The organism is Mycobacterium sp. NGS67 (assembly GCF_059812185.1).
Map to the genome: position 1 here is coordinate 145,297 of NZ_JCALCF010000001.1, position 15,305 is coordinate 160,601.

Sequence of the window (15,305 nt, forward strand, 5' to 3'; positions counted from 1 at the left end):
GGCTGGATCGTCAAGGGGCGGGCCGATGAAAGAAACTGCGTTCGGTCGGTACCGGCTGGAGGGGTTGCTGGGCCGCGGCGGCATGGGAGAAGTGTGGCGGGCGCACGATACGCAGACCGACCGCGATGTGGCGCTGAAGTTGTTGCCGACCCAGTGGGCGCAGGATGACGTATTCCGCCAGCGCTTTCGCCGGGAAGCACACGCCGCGGCCAGTCTCAACGAGCCGCACATCGTCCCCATTCACCATTACGGCGAAGTCGACGGTCGGCTCTATGTCGAGATGCGCCTCATCGAGGGTCAGGACCTACAGACCCTGCTCAAGGACGGCCCGCTCGCCCCGGCCCGGGCGGTGGCAATAATCGAGCAGGTCGCCATGGCGTTGGACGCCGTCCACCGCACCGGTCTGGTACATCGCGACGTCAAACCCTCGAACATTCTGATCACTCGATACGACTTCGCGTACCTGATCGACTTCGGCATCGCCCGCGCCGCTCGGGAAACCGGGCTGACCGGAGCCGGCAACATCATCGGCTCGATGCAGTACATGGCTCCGGAGCGGTTCCGCGACAACAAGGGTGATATGCGCGCCGATGTCTATGCGTTGGCGTGCGTGCTGGTGCAATGCGTCACGGGAGTCCCGCCTTTCCCCGGTGAGGATCCCGAACAGCAGATGATGGCGCACCTGACCGCGCCCCCGCCGCGACCGTCTCAGATCACCCGGGCCGTCCCTGAAGAGTTCGATGCTGTCGTCGGCAAGGGAATGGCGAAGAACCCTGACGCGCGTTACCAGACCGCGCTCCAATTGAGCGAGGCGGCTCGCCTGGCCCTGAACACCAATGTGGATGCGGGCGGATTGCCGCCGAAGCAAGCCCATGCACCCGTCATGTCGACCACCACTTCCGAAGCGCCGGAAACGATCTCGGACGACATCGCGGTGGCTGCGGGCCCTGCCCGATCCCCCGCCGAAAAGTACTCGTCGTTCGATCGCCGGTCCGTGAGATCAGGTGCAGCCATCGACGATCTGCTGGAGCGAGCTGTAGCGGCGGTCAGCGGGCCATATGCGACGTCCAAGTCTGCTGCGGTGCCGCAAGACCCGGTCGACGCCAGACCCGACGCCGGACCCGACGACGCCGACGATCTGTGGAACGAAAGCACCGGCAGCGGCGAAATCCGGCGCCTGACAATCCTTTCCGCCGAACTGGTCGGTGCAACCCGACTGGCCGCGCGGGTCGACCCGGAGACCCAGCGCGTGATCATCCGTCGCTACCGCGACAAGGTCCGCCAAATCTCGGTTCGGTATGAGGGACATCTCGCGTCCGCGACGGCGGACGGGCTGATGGTCGTCTTCGGCTATCCTCGCGCGCACGACGACGATGTTCACCGAGCGGTATATGCGGGCTTGGAGATCGCCCGCGAGCTGGAAAGCCTGAGCCGGCAAGCGAAAAGCAAGTTCGACGCCAACGTGGATGTCCGGGTGGGTATTCACCGCGGCGCGGTGCACCTGGACGACACTGAAGACGACCTGTACGGGCTCACCGCCAGTCTGGCGGTGGAAGTTTCGGCGCAGGCGCCGACGGGCGGCGTCGCCGTCACACAGTCGGTTGCGCCCCTGATCCGCGACACGTTCGAACTGGCGGAGTTGCCCGGGGCGTCGTTCAGCGTCGCCGAGGTCGTCCAGTTGTTTCAGGTGATCGGCGAGCGGGTCGACCCCGCCCCACTCCCGCGGGGTCCGCTCGTCGGCCGCCAGCGCGAACTCGCCCGGCTGCACAAGAGTTGGTCGCGGGCACAGGCGGGCACACTGACCATCCCCGCAATGGTGTTCCGCGGCGAAGCCGGAATCGGAAAGAGCAGGCTCGCGGCGGCGGCTATCGATGTTGTGCGGCGGGACTCAGGCCAAGTCGTCGAGTTGGTCGGTTCGCCTTTGCATCCTGACGTGGGTCTGCACCCGATGCGGGTGCTGCTGGAACGTCGATGTGCCATCACTCGTCTCACCGGACCCGAACAGCGGCTGCACCTTTTGCGGGTGGAGATCGAAGCGCAACGGCTGGACCCAGACGGCCTACTTCCGTTGCTGGCACCCGTGATTGGGATCGACGCCGTCCACGGCTACGAACCAGTGCCGGCCGCAGCGCAGAAACTGCAGGACTTGATCGCCGCAGCGCTGAAGCGCTATCTGCTTGCCTGCTTTCACGGCGGCCCCGGATTACTCGTGGCCGAAGACGCTCACTGGTTCGACCCCTCCACCCTCGGCCTGCTAGGCGAAGTGCTGGACGAAACCGGCGGCCGCCTGCTCGTCGTGATCACCGGCCGAGGTGAAGATTGGACACCGAATCACTGGCAGGCCAAGGTGTTTGATCTGGCGCCGTTGACCGAGGCCGAATCGGACCAGCTCGCCCTGACTCTTGATCCCACGGTGAGTCCCGAAGATTGCGCGGCGGTGCGTGCCCGGTGTGGTGGTGTCCCGTTCTTCATCGAGCAGGTCGTCAGCGGGATGGATGCTGCGAACGAAGGGACCCGCGCCGCGTTACCCGACCGGTTGTATGAGCCGTTGTTCGCGCGGCTGTTGGCCACTCCCAACGTGGTACCCGTCGTCTCCGCGGCCGCGATCATCGGGCGGCAGGTCGAGCGGAATCTCCTCGTCGCGGTGGCTGCGTCGAGCGCGGATGAAGTGGACGACATCATCGATGAGCTCGAGGACGCCAAAATCCTGGAACCGCAAGGCCCGGACGCCTGGCGCTTTCGCCATGAGTTGTTCCGGGAGGCGGCGGCCGAGATCGCGCCGCCCGGCGTTCGCCGGGAATTGCACGCCAAAGTCGCCGACGCGATGACCCAGGGAGCCGTCGGAACCCCGGACTGGCCACAGGTTGCAGCGCATTACGAACAGGCCGAACGGCACGCCGAGGCCGCCTCCGCGTATGAGCAGGCCTCCGCCGATGCAAGGCGCCGCGGAGCTCTGGCCGAGGCGCGCAGTTATCTGACGCACGCCCTGAACCAACTCGGGCATTGTCCGCCAAGCGCAGACCGGGACCGTCGGGAGATAGGACCGCGCCTGGAACGGTGGTTGCTCACCGCCACGGCGGAGGGGTATCAAAGCCCCGAGGTCACCGACGATGTGGAGCGCTGCCTGCAACTCGTCGGCAAAGACCTTGCCGAGGATCAGCTGTTCGGGGTTCTGTTTGCGGTCAGCAGCTACTACATCAGCCGCGGGGACATGCGGCGGGCGAGCCAGACGGCGGATGCGTTGCGCAGCAACGCCCAAGGCGCCAAGCAGTGGTGGAGTCCCGCCGTCGACTGCATCCACGGAATGGTCGCCTTCATGCGGGGGGAATATGCCGGCGCCCGTTGCCTGTTCGAGCAGGCCACAGTCGGCTTGGCCGATGACGAGCAGCGCAACATGGACGAGTCCTGGTTCATTCCGCACGACACCGTCGCCTTGGCCCACGAACATCTAGGGGTCTACCACCTGCTGCACGGTGACCTCGCTGCGGCCGAAGCCTCCATCGCAAGAGCGATGCAGCGGGCCGACACTCTCGGATTTCCGCTCGGGCCCTACAACCACGTGTATGCGATCGACATCGAAATCTGGATACAAACCGATGCCGGCAACTTGGATCGCGCCGCCGAGCTGGTGACCGACATGCTGGCCAAGGCCGAGCGGTACGGGTTCGTCTTCTGGCAGCTGTTCGGACTTGCCGTGCGAGCAAAAGTCGAGGCCGAAACTTTGTTGCGCTCAGCTGATCCCGATGCGGATGCACTGACCGCTCAGATCGAGACCACAACGCAGCTGACCGACTTGTGGCGTTCGCTGGGGTTGTACGCGTACCAGACGCGCTATGACTGCGTTATCGGGCAGCTGCTGATCGCCGCCGGCCGGCGCCACGAGGCCCGCGCGCGAATCGATCTCGCCCTCCAAATCGCCGACGACACCGAAATGCATTTATGGGATGCCGAACTGCTCCGAGTCCGGGCGCGCACCCACACCGATCCAGACAGCACGGCCGCGGATCTCGTTGCGGCCATAGAACTGGCCCGGCGGCAGGATGCGCCCCTGTTCGAATTACGTTCCGCGCTAGACGATTTCGAGCTGCGCGGTGACGATGCGCGAGACATCCTCACCGAGGCGCTGGATCGCCTCCCCGCCAACTGCACGGCACCTGAAGCGGTGGCGGCGCAGGCGATTCTCGGGTGTTAGCCGACCGCGCCGTTATTGGCCCTGGTCGACCTCGAAGACGAACTCCACGCCGCCGATGCAGATATGGTCGCCATGGGAAAGTCCGGCGCTGCCCCGGATCAACTGTCCCTGCACCTCGACACCGTTCGTCGACCGCAGATCGGTGATCACGAAACCCGTTCCGGTGTCGCTGATTACGGCGTGATGACGGCTGACGTCGGTGTCGTCGAGCACGAGGTCGTTGTCGGGAAAGCGGCCGATCCGGGTGGCCGGGCCGGCCAGCGGGTGTCGCCGTCCGGAGCTGTCGCGCAGCGCGGCCGTCGGAGGCGCGAACGTCGTGTGGGTTTCGGTCCGGTAAGCACCGCGCTTGCGGGTGTTCACCGCACCCCGTTTGGTGGGTAGCGGTTCCTGACGCAGGATTCGCTCGTAGAGCGCGCTGACGGTCGGTCCCGGGTCGATGCCGAGGCCCTCGGCCAGTGCTGTCTTCAACTGGCGATAGGCACCCAGCGCATCGGACTGACGTTCGGTGACGTAGTAGGCGGTGATCAGCTGAGCCCACAGCGGTTCCCGGTAGGGATGCTCGGCGGTCAGCGCTTCGAGCTCACCGATCACCGCATCGGCACGGCCGCAGGCGATCTCGGCTTCGGCCCGGGCGCTGTGCGCGGCCACCTTGTCCTCCACGAGCTTGGCCGCGACCACCGTGACGAACTCGAAGTCCCGCAGGTCGTCGAGCACCGGGCCGCGCCACTCGGCCAGCGCCGCCGAGAGATGACCGCTGGCCTCTTCGAACCGTCCGGCTGCGGCGGCCTGGACGCCCGCGGCTTTCGCGACGGCAAACCGTCCCAGGTCGCAATCGGCGTCGGCGACAGTGAGTTGGTAACCCGGCGGCGCGCTGGGCAGCACCGAGTTGGGGTCCACGCCGGCGGTACGCAGCAGTCGGCGCAGGTTGGAGATGTGGGACTGGATGCTGGTGCGCGCGGCCGGCACCGGAGAGCCGTCCCACACCGCGTCGGTCAACGAGTCGACCGACACCGGCCGATTGCGATTGACCAGCAGCATGGCCAGCACCGCACGTTGTTTGGCCGGACCCACCGGCACGGGGACGTCGTCGACCAGCAGCTGCAGCGGACCCAGGGCCCCAAACCCGAGTGCCGAGTTCGTCATCGCGCTGCCAGCCTTCCGGTCATACCTGTTGTGACGAATTATGCGACGCCGGCAACCGATACGACTGCACACGAGCGTGCACAAATGTACGGCCCGACCGGCGTGTCGGTGAACATCTGCGCACCTTCGCGGGCCGGAGAGTGACTCGTGCGCGGCCCTGCATCCGAAAAGCGCTCAGCAGCGTCGCCTACGATCGAGCCTCGTGTCCCCCGACGGTACTGAGCGATCTCACCGGATCGCCCGTTTGACAGCCGTCGTCGCCGGGTTCGCCGGCCTGCTGTTGTGCCTGCTGGTTCCGCTGCTGCCGGTGCGGCAAACCACCACGACAATCCTGTGGCCGCAAGGCACCAAGGACGGCCAGGCAACAGGGGATGTCAGCCAGATCACGGCACCGCTGGTGTCGGGTGCGCCGCGGGCGATCGACATCTCCGTCCCGTGCTCGGCGATCGCCACGCTGCCGGCTGACGGCGGCCTGGTCCTGTCCACGCTGCCGGCCGACGGCTTCCAGACCGGCAAGCACGGGTTGTTCGTGCGGGCCAACAAGGACACCGTCGTCGTCGCGTTCCGGGACACGGTGGCCACCGTCGCCCCTCGCGCGGCGATCGCCGCAGGCGGGTGCTCGGTACTGCACATCTGGGCCGACGCCGGCGGCGCCGGGGCGGACTTCGTCGGCATCCCCGGCGCGGCCGGAAAGCTCCCTCCTGAGAAGAAACCGCAGGTCGGCGGGATATTCACGGACCTCAAAGTGCCCGCGCAGCCCGGCCTGTCGGCGCGGGTGGACGTCGACACCCGGTTCATCCTCGCGCCCACCACGATGAAGGCCCTCGCGATGGCTGCGGGTGTGCTGGCCGTGCTGATCGCCATCGGTGCGCTGGGAGCGCTGGACCGGCTCAGCCGCGGCGACACGGTGCGCCACTGGCGTTCGTCCATCGCATGGTTGAGCCGGTACCGTCCCCGGTTGCACCGGTCCCGGATCTGGCGGGTCGGCCTGGCGACCTGGCTGGCCGACGCCGGGGTCATCGGAACGCTGCTGGGATGGCACGTCATCGGCGCCATCTCCTCCGACGACGGCTACAACCTCACCATCGCCCGGGTCGCGCCGAAGGCCGGTTACGTCGCCAACTACTACCGCTACTTCGGCACCACAGATGCGCCGTTCGACTGGTATCTGAGCCTGCTCTCGAAGATGGCCACTGTCAGCACGGCCGGCGTGTGGATGCGGCTACCCGCCACCCTGGCCGGCATCGCGTGCTGGCTGATCATCAGCCGCTGTGTGCTGCGCCGACTGGGACCGGGCAGCAACGGACTGGCCGCCAACCCGGTCGCGGTGTGGACCGCCGGCGCGGTGTTCATCGCCGCCTGGCTGCCGTTCAACAACGCGCTGCGACCCGAGCCGATAATCGCGCTGGGCGTACTGGCCACCTGGATGATGGTGGAACGTTCGATCGCGCTGGCACGCCTGGCGGCCGCCGCCGTCGCGATCATCATCGCCGCGCTCACCGCGACGCTGGCACCGCAAGGGCTGATTGCGGTCGCCGCGTTGCTGACCGGTGCCCGTGCCGTCGCGCAGACCATCAGGCGCCGGCGCGACACCGACGGACTGCTGGCCCCGCTGATCGTGCTGGCGGCGACGTTGTCGCTGATTACCGTCGTGGTGTTCCGCAGCCAGACGCTGGCCACGGTCGCCGAGTCCGCCCGCATCAAGTACACCGTCGGGCCGACCATCGCCTGGTATCAGGACTTTCTGCGCTACTACTTCCTGACCGTGGAAAGCAACGCCGACGGCTCGATGGCACGCCGGTTCGCCGGGTTGATCCTGCTGCTGTGCCTGTTCGGGATGCTGTTCGTGCTGCTGCGCCGCGGCCGGGTGCCCGGGCTGGCCACCGGCCCGGCTTGGCGCTTACTCGGCACCACGGCCATCGGTTTGCTGCTGCTCACGTTCACCCCCACCAAGTGGGCGATTCAGTTCGGCGTCTTCGCCGGGCTCACCGGGGCGTTGGGCGCGGTCACCGCGTTCAGCGTGGCGCGGATCGGGCTGCACAGCCGACGCAACCTGGCGTTGTACGTCACCGCGCTGCTGTTCGTGCTGGCCTGGGCGACCTCGGGTATCAACGGCTGGTTCTACGTCGGCAACTACGGCGTCCCGTGGTACGACATCCAGCCCGTGGTGGCCAGTTTCCCGGTGACGTACATCTTCTTGTTCTTGTCGATCGGCACCGGACTGCTGGCTGCTTGGTACCACTTCCGGATGGATTACGCGGGTCACACCGAGGTCAAGAACAACCGGCGCAACCGGGTGCTGGCGTCCACTCCGCTGCTGGTGGTGGCGGTGATCATGGTGCTGGGCGAGGTCGGGTCGATGGCCAAGGGCGCGGTGTTCCGCTATCCGCTCTACACCACCGCCAAGGCGAACCTGGCCGCGCTCACCAAGCCCGACAGTTGCGCCATGGCCGACGACGTGCTGGCCGAGCCCGACTCCAATGCCGGGATGCTGCAACCGGTTCCGGGTCAGCAGTTCGGGCCGGACGGACCGTTGGGCGGGGTCAATCCGGTCGGTTTCAAGCCCGAGGGGGTGGGCGAGGACCTGAAGTCCGACCCGGTGGTCAGCAAACCCGGGGTGGTCAATTCCGACGCCTCCCCCAACAAACCCAACGCCGCCATCACCGACTCGGCGGGCACCGCCGGCGGCAAGGGTCCCGTCGGCGTCAACGGCTCGCACGCGGCGCTGCCGTTCGGGCTGGACCCTGCGCGCACCCCGGTGATGGGCAGCTACGGCGAGAACAACCTGGCCGCCCGCGCCACCTCGGCCTGGTACCAGCTGCCCGCCCGCCGCCCGGACCGGCCGCTGGTGGTGGTCTCGGCCGCCGGCGCCATCTGGTCCTACAAGGAGGACGGCGACTTCATGTACGGGCAGTCCCTGAAGCTGCAGTGGGGCGTGACCAAGCCCGATGGCAGCACCACGCCGCTCGGTGAGGTGTTCCCGATCGACCTCGGGCCACAACCGGCGTGGCGCAACCTGCGCTTCCCGTTCGCCTGGGCACCGCCGGAAGCCAACACCGCCCGCATCGTCGCCTACGACCCGAACCTGAGCTCCGAGCAGTGGTTCGCATTCACCCCGCCCCGGGTGCCGGAGCTGGAGCCATTGCAGCGGCTGATCGGATCGCAGGACCCGGTGCTGATGGACATCGCCACCGCCGCTAACTTCCCGTGCCAGCGGCCGTTCTCCGAGCATCTGGGCATCGCCGAACTGCCCGAGTACCGCATCCTGCCCGACCACAAGCAGACCGCGGTGTCGTCGAACCTGTGGCAGTCAGCCTCGACCGGCGGACCGTTCATGTTCACTCAGGCACTGCTGTGGACGTCGACGATCTCGACGTATCTCGACGGTGACTGGTATCGCGACTGGGGCTCGGTGGAGCAGTATCACCGGCTGGTGCCGTCCGATGAGGCGCCGGACGCTGCCGTCGAGCAGGGCGTGATCACGGTGTCGGGCTGGAGCCGGCGCGGACCGATCAGGGCGCTGCCATGACCCTCGGCGCGAGCGGGCCTGGCGCGAGCAGACGCAAAAGCCCCCAAAATCGGGCGGATTCGGGGGCTTTTGCGTCTGCTCGCGCAACGAAGCGGGAGGTGCCCCCAGCTCGCGCAACGAAGTGGGTGGCCACCGTCGCCGGACTGATCGGCTTCGTGCTGTCGGTCGCCACGCCGCTGCTGCCGGTCGTGCAGACCACCGCGATGCTGAACTGGCCACAGAACGGCCAACTGAACAGCGTGACGTCGCCGCTGATCTCGCTGACGCCGGTCGACTTCAAAGCCTCGGTGCCGTGCAGCATTGAACGCGACATGCCCGCCGACGGCGGCGTCATCCTGGGCACGGCACCCAAGCAGGGCAAGGACGCCAACCTGCAGGCGCTGTTCGTCGTCGTCAGCGCCAAACGCGTCGACGTCACCGACCGCAACGTGGTGATCCTGTCCGTGCCGCGCGACCTGATGCGCTCACCGGACTGCGAGCGCATCGACATCTCCTCGACGCACGCCGGCACCTTCGCCCATTTCGTCGGGCTCAAAGACCCCGGCGGCGCACCGCTGCGCAGCGGCTTCCCCGACCCGAACCTGCGTCCGCAGATCGTCGGGGTGTTCACCGACCTCAGCGGACCGGCGCCGCCGCAGCTGAAGCTCTCGGCCACCGTCGACACCCGCTTCTCCACCACCCCGACCACCCTGAAACTGCTGGCCATCGTCGGCGCGATCGTGGCCACCCTGGTCGCGCTCCTCGCGTTGTGGCGCCTCGACCAACTCGACGGGCACCGGATGCGCCGCTGGATACCGGCGAACTGGCGCAAGTTCACCCTGCTCGACGGCGTGGTGATCTTCGCGTTCCTGCTCTGGCACGTGATCGGGGCCAACTCGTCCGACGACGGCTACATCCTGGGCATGGCACGGGTCGCCGACCAAGCCGGCTACATGTCGAACTATTTCCGCTGGTTCGGCAGCCCGGAGGACCCGTTCGGCTGGTACTACAACCTGCTGGCCCTGATGACCCACGTCAGCGACGCCAGCATCTGGATGCGGCTGCCCGACCTGTTCGCCGGCCTGGTGTGCTGGCTGCTGCTGTCCCGGGAGGTGCTGCCCCGACTCGGCCCGGCGGTGGCCGCCAGCAAACCCGCCAACTGGGCCGCGGCGATGGTGCTGCTGACCGCCTGGATGCCGTTCAACAACGGCCTGCGCCCCGAGGGCATCATCGCGCTCGGCTCGCTGGTCACCTATGTGCTGATCGAACGGTCGATGCGCTACAGCCGCCTGACGCCCGCGGCGCTGGCCGTCATCACCGCGGCGTTCACCCTCGGCGTGCAGCCGACCGGGCTGATCGCGGTGGCCGCGCTGGTGGCCGGCGGCCGCCCGATCCTGCGGATCCTGGCCAAACGCCGCCGCATGGTCGGCGGGACGTTGCCGTTGCTCGCGCCGATGCTGGCCGCCGGCACCATCATCCTGACCGTGGTGTTCGCCGACCAGACGTTGTCGACGGTGTGGGAGGCCACCCGGGTCCGCGGCAAGATCGGGCCCAGCCAGGCCTGGTACACCGAGAACCTGCGCTACTACTACCTGATCCTGCCGACCGTCGATGGCTCGCTCTCGCGCCGCTTCGGTTTCCTGATCACCGCGCTGTGCCTGTTCACCGCCGTGTTCATCATGTTGCGCCGCAAGCGGGTTCCCGGCGTGGCGCGCGGGCCGGCGTGGCGGCTGATGGGCGTCATCTTCGGCACCATGTTCTTCCTGATGTTCACCCCGACCAAGTGGGTGCACCACTTCGGGTTGTTCGCGGCGGTGGGCGCGGCGATGGCCGCGCTGACGACGGTGCTGGTGTCGCCGGCAGTGTTGCGCTGGTCGCGCAACCGGATGGCGTTCCTGGCGGCGGTGTTCTTCCTGCTGGCGTTGTGTTTCGCCACCACCAACGGCTGGTGGTACGTGTCCAGCTACGGTGTGCCGTTCAACAGCTCGATGCCGAAAATCGCCGGAATCACGGTCAGCACAATGTTTTTCGTTCTGTTCGTGCTTGCCGCGGTGTACGCGGCCTGGCTGCACTTCGCGCCGCGCGGCAGCGGGGAGGGCAGGCTGGCCCGGTCGCTGACCAGCGCCCCGGTGGCGCTGGCGGCCGGCTTCATGGTGCTGACGTTCGTGGCCTCGATGGGCATCGGGATCGTGCGCCAGTACCCCACCTACTCCAACGGATGGTCGAACGTGCGTGCCTTCGCCGGCGGCTGCGGGTTGGCCGACGACGTGCTCGTCGAGCCTGACCCCAACAACGGGTTCATGACGCCGCTACCCGGCGAATACGGTCCGCTGGGTCCGTTGGGCGGCTCCGGTCCCATCGGCTTCTCCCCGAACGGGGTGCCCGAACACACCGTCGCCGAGGCGGTGGTGATGAAGCCCAACCAGCCCGGCACCGACTACGACTGGGACGCCCCGACCAAGCTGAAGACGCCCGGCGTCAACGGCTCGACGGTGCCGTTGCCCTACCAGCTCGACCCCGCCCGGGTGCCGCTGGCGGGCACCTACACCACCGGCGCGCAGCAACAGAGCAGGCTGACTTCGGCGTGGTATCAGTTGCCTAAGCTCGACGACGCTCATCCGCTGGTGGTGATCACCGCCGCGGGCAAGATCACCGGCAACTCCGTGCTGCATCACTACACGACCGGGCAGACCGTGGTGCTGGAATACGCCCGCCAAGGCGCCGGGCCGTTGGTGCCGGCCGGGCGGATGGTGCCCGACGACCTGTACGGCGAGCAGCCCAAGGCGTGGCGCAACCTGCGGTTCGCGCGGGAGAAGATGCCGGCCGACGCGGTCGCCGTGCGCGTGGTTGCCGAGGACCTGTCGCTGACGCCGGAGGACTGGCTCGCGGTGACCCCGCCGCGGGTGCCCGAGCTGCGGTCGCTGCAGGAGTATGTCGGGTCCACGCAGCCGGTGCTGCTGGACTGGGCGGTCGGGTTGGCTTTCCCCTGCCAGCAGCCGATGCTGCACACCAACGGCGTCACCGAGATTCCGCGGTTCCGCATCACCCCGGACTATTCGGCCAAGAAGCTGGACACCGACACCTGGGAGGACGGCGTCAACGGCGGCCTGCTGGGCATCACCGACCTGCTGCTGCGTGCGCACGTGATGGCGACGTATCTGTCCCGGGACTGGGCTCGCGACTGGGGGTCGCTGCGCAAGTTCGACACGCTGGTAGACGCGCCGCCCGCGCGGCTGGACCTGGGCGAGGCCACCCGCAGCGGGTTGTGGTCGCCGGGACACATCCGGTACAAGCCTTAGCGGGGCAGCGGCGGCGACTGGTTGATGACGGCACCGCCCGCGTCCAGCGCCTGCAGCTGGTAGTAGCCGCCGCCGCTGCCCTGCAGTGGTATCGGGGTGTCGTAACCCGCCCAGTCAACCGTGGTCAACGGCGTCATGGTGGTGCTGTCCGGGCCGTGCAGCAACCGCCAGCGGCGCACGGCGGTGGCACCGTTCCAGATCGCGCGGGCGGTGTCGCCGGTCAGCACCAGTTGCGGGGGCACGACGGGATCGCCGGTCCAGACGTCGAGAAACGCGCGGTAGGTGCCGTCGGCCAACGTCGCGTCGTAGACCAGTTCGCCGTCGGCGCCGAACTCAGAAATGCGACCCGCGGTGCCCCAGCCAACGAACGTGTGCCCGCCGGGAAGCGGTTGCAGGTTCCCCATGGCGCCGGCGCTGAGGTTGCCGGGGTGTGGCTGCGCGCGGACGAGAGTGGCTCTGCGCGCGGCGAAGTCCAGGTGGATCCATTTCAGGCTGCTGGGCACCGTTCCGCCGCCGGGCTGGGCGCGGCTGCCTTCGAAGTGGTTGTCGAACAATGTCAGCGTGTCGGCGGCCGGCATCGCGGCGTCGTGCTGGAAGGCGAACTCGACACCGTCGCCCAACTCGAAGGTCGAGTGTCTGCCACCGAGTTGCCAGTTGATCGCACCGCTGCGCGCATCCACATTGAGCACGGTGGACAGCGCGCGCATGCTGATCAGCAGGTTGCCGGCGGGATCCAGCGCGATCGAGTTCATGTGGTACGGGTCGAGCACCTGCCCCGCGGTGTACCTGGCCGGGGAGTCGGCGACCGGCACATGGCTGAGCGCGTCCCATCGGAACAACGTCTTCTTCGCCGCGACGTCGACCACCGTGGCGATGCAGTTGTAGATGCGGCCGTCTCTGGGTCCGCCGATAGCCGTGAGGTCCGTCGTCACCTCTTGATAGGCGGTGATCAACGCGTGCCCGTCCGGCGTGAGCCGGAATTCATGGATGTCCGACGACAGATCGCCACCGGGGGTGACGGTGGCGATCAGGTTGTAATGCTCGTCGGCGATACAAGCGACGCCGACGCCGTGGCTGCCCACCTTCAATCCTTGCCACCAGGTCAGCACGGGCCGGCCCTGCAGAGTTTGCACCCGCAGGTTGCCGCCGGTCTGCCCGGGCGGCAGTTCGCTGTGCCAAACCACTCTCCCGCGCCGGTCGGCGACGACGAGTATCGAAGTGTGTGGGGCACCGCTGCCCGGGTTGGCGGCAGTGGTGCCGGAGACGAAGAAAATGTGGCCGGGGGAACCACCGGGGTTGTCGACGTTGACGGTGTAGCCCAAGGACCTCGCCGAGACCTCGATCCCTCCCGGCGGAGGCGGCGGGGGTGCCGACGGCGCAGCGGCCAACCGGTCGTTTTGCGTAGCGCACGCCGCCGCGCCGCCGGCTACCACCACGCCAGCCGCGGCGCCGAACTGTCGCCTCGTCATCCCGGCCGGCACCCGGTTATTACACCAGGGGTGCACATCGGATCCGGATGAAACACTGGGATGCATGTGGTGGTGGACGCGTCTGGGCATCGCCACGCTGGTGGGGTGCCTGGGCGTCGGCTGTGCGGCGCCGCAACCAGGCGGTCCCGGTTCGGCCGCGCGGTCCCACTACGTCGCGCTGGGCGACTCCTTCGCAGCCGCGCCGGGCGTGCCGGAACCGGCCGAACCCCAGGGCTGTCACAAGTCGACCAACAACTATCCCACCGTGCTGGCCCGACGACTCGACGCTGCGTCTTTCCGCGACGTCACCTGTAGTGGCGCGACGACCGACGACATCTACAGCCGGGCCCAGCAGACCGGGGACGGCCTGATGCCGCGCCAACTCGAGGCGCTCAGCACGACCACCGAACTGATCACCATCACCATCGGCGCCAACGACGTCGGACTCGCCGGTGACGCCGAATCCTGCGAAGTCGAGGCGTCGAATCCGCGTCCGTGCACCGGCAAGTTCGTCGTGGGTGACGTCGACCGGATTTCCGGCCTGATCGACGCGCAGGTGCCGGTGTGGTCGACGATGGTCGACGAGGTCCGGGCCAGGGCGCCGCGCGCCCGGATCATCTTCGTGGGATACGGGTTGCTGATACGCCCGGGCGGCTGCTATCCCGAGCAGCCCATCCTGCCCCACGATGCGAACTATCTGCAGGCCAAGATCGACGAACTTGGCGACCGGCAGCGACAACTCGCCGCCGCCAAGGGCATCGAGTACTTCGACACCCGTCCGCTGTCGCGGGGCCACGACATGTGCGCCCCGCCCGCCGACCGCTATGTCGAGGGGTATGTGACGCGCAATCGGGCGGTGCCGTTGCACCCCACCGCGCTGGGCGCCGTTGCGGTCGGAAATGCGCTTACCGACTATCTGGTCTTGACCGAAAACCAATAATTGACGGCGCGGCCAATTGGTCGCCGGGTTTTTGTTAGTTTGGTAAAGCAACCTCGCGCCGAGGTGTCACAATCCGCTGGTCAACGGCCAGAACAGCTGGTTTCGAAGCGCTTAGACATTTGGTTTACAAGAATGGCGATTAACATCGCCACCGCCTCAAGTCTGCCTTCGAATCTCGATGGTTGAAAAACGCAAATCCGGTCAATAGACAGTTCGGGATCGGGCTCATTCAACACGAAATGGTAGGCAAATGCGCTCGTTGAAACGGTTGGCAACGTCCGTAGTGACACTGACGGTCATGGCCGCCTCCGGGATGACGCTCGGGACCGGAGCGGCGTCCGCAACCTCACGGGTGCCGATGAATCCAGACCTGCGCAACTGCGACTACAGCCTTGTCAAGACCGCGCTGATCCGGCCGAAGACGATCCTCGGGCGCGGCACGGCCGACTTCCGTGTCTCCGGGTCGACGGTCGTCGCCGACGTCGACATGGTGATCGCCAACAACGGGGGCGGACACTACGACGTCGGGGTGATCCAGGTGCCCCGGCCGTCGTCGGCTACCTGCGGGCCCGGGGATCCGGGCACCACGTTCGCCGGCTTGGACACCGACGCCGCCGGGGTCGGGCACGTGACCATTACCGCGCCGCTGCGGCAGGGCACCACGGGGGTGTGGGTGATCGTCGAGTCGCCGAACCCGAACAGCCAGATTCCGGGCGAGTTCTACACCACGGAATTTCTCGCGCCCGTCTAGTTC

The 15,305-nt window shown here is 67.5% G+C and carries 7 protein-coding genes; 5 read left to right on the top strand and 2 right to left on the bottom strand.

Features of this window, described 5'->3' with window-relative positions:
- Positions 1–25: 25 nt before the first annotated feature.
- Entirely contained in the window at positions 26–4,192 is a 4,167-nt protein-coding gene (locus AC5Y4D_RS00805) for a serine/threonine-protein kinase (protein WP_500036133.1), read from the top strand.
- Between the two features lie 12 nt (positions 4,193–4,204).
- On the opposite strand, the gene AC5Y4D_RS00810 is transcribed toward AC5Y4D_RS00805, so the two are convergent.
- Complete coding sequence (locus tag AC5Y4D_RS00810) at positions 4,205–5,335, bottom strand: BTAD domain-containing putative transcriptional regulator (RefSeq protein WP_500036134.1); 1,131 nt, start codon at positions 5,333–5,335, stop codon at positions 4,205–4,207.
- Positions 5,336–5,537: 202 nt separating this feature from the next.
- Here AC5Y4D_RS00810 and AC5Y4D_RS00815 point away from each other — a divergent pair, with 202 nt between their 5' ends.
- Complete coding sequence (locus AC5Y4D_RS00815; RefSeq protein ID WP_500036135.1) at positions 5,538–8,864, top strand: arabinosyltransferase domain-containing protein; 3,327 nt, start codon at positions 5,538–5,540, stop codon at positions 8,862–8,864.
- On the top strand, positions 8,861–12,142 hold the full coding sequence (gene embB / locus AC5Y4D_RS00820) for an arabinosyltransferase EmbB (protein ID WP_499943115.1): 3,282 nt from the start codon (positions 8,861–8,863) through the stop codon (positions 12,140–12,142). The genes AC5Y4D_RS00815 and embB overlap by 4 nt, the downstream gene beginning before the upstream one ends.
- Here embB and AC5Y4D_RS00825 read toward each other — a convergent pair.
- Complete coding sequence (locus tag AC5Y4D_RS00825; RefSeq protein WP_499943114.1) at positions 12,139–13,611, bottom strand: arylsulfotransferase family protein; 1,473 nt, start codon at positions 13,609–13,611, stop codon at positions 12,139–12,141. The two genes, embB and AC5Y4D_RS00825, sit on opposite strands and share 4 nt — an antisense overlap.
- A 64-nt stretch (positions 13,612–13,675) precedes the next feature.
- On the opposite strand from AC5Y4D_RS00825, the gene AC5Y4D_RS00830 reads away from it, so the two are divergent.
- Both AC5Y4D_RS00830 and AC5Y4D_RS00835 read left to right on the top strand, forming a co-directional pair.
- Positions 13,676–14,551, top strand: coding sequence for an SGNH/GDSL hydrolase family protein (locus AC5Y4D_RS00830; RefSeq protein WP_499943113.1), 876 nt, complete (start codon positions 13,676–13,678; stop codon positions 14,549–14,551).
- A gap of 298 nt (positions 14,552–14,849) precedes the next feature.
- Positions 14,850–15,302 (top strand): hypothetical protein, encoded by a 453-nt coding sequence (locus tag AC5Y4D_RS00835; protein ID WP_499943112.1) that lies wholly within the window; start codon positions 14,850–14,852, stop codon positions 15,300–15,302.
- Positions 15,303–15,305: the final 3 nt, after the last annotated feature.

Excerpts from the sequence above, each read along its gene's own strand:
- AC5Y4D_RS00805 (WP_500036133.1), top strand. The coding sequence starts at position 26 with ATGAAAGAAACTGCGTTCGGTCGGTACCGGCTGGAGGGGTTGCTGGGC.
- AC5Y4D_RS00810 (WP_500036134.1), bottom strand. The coding sequence starts at position 5,335 with ATGACGAACTCGGCACTCGGGTTTGGGGCCCTGGGTCCGCTGCAGCTG.
- embB (WP_499943115.1), top strand. The coding sequence starts at position 8,861 with ATGACCCTCGGCGCGAGCGGGCCTGGCGCGAGCAGACGCAAAAGCCCC.
- AC5Y4D_RS00825 (WP_499943114.1), bottom strand. The coding sequence starts at position 13,611 with ATGACGAGGCGACAGTTCGGCGCCGCGGCTGGCGTGGTGGTAGCCGGC.
- AC5Y4D_RS00830 (WP_499943113.1), top strand. The coding sequence starts at position 13,676 with ATGTGGTGGTGGACGCGTCTGGGCATCGCCACGCTGGTGGGGTGCCTG.
- AC5Y4D_RS00835 (WP_499943112.1), top strand. The coding sequence starts at position 14,850 with ATGGCCGCCTCCGGGATGACGCTCGGGACCGGAGCGGCGTCCGCAACC.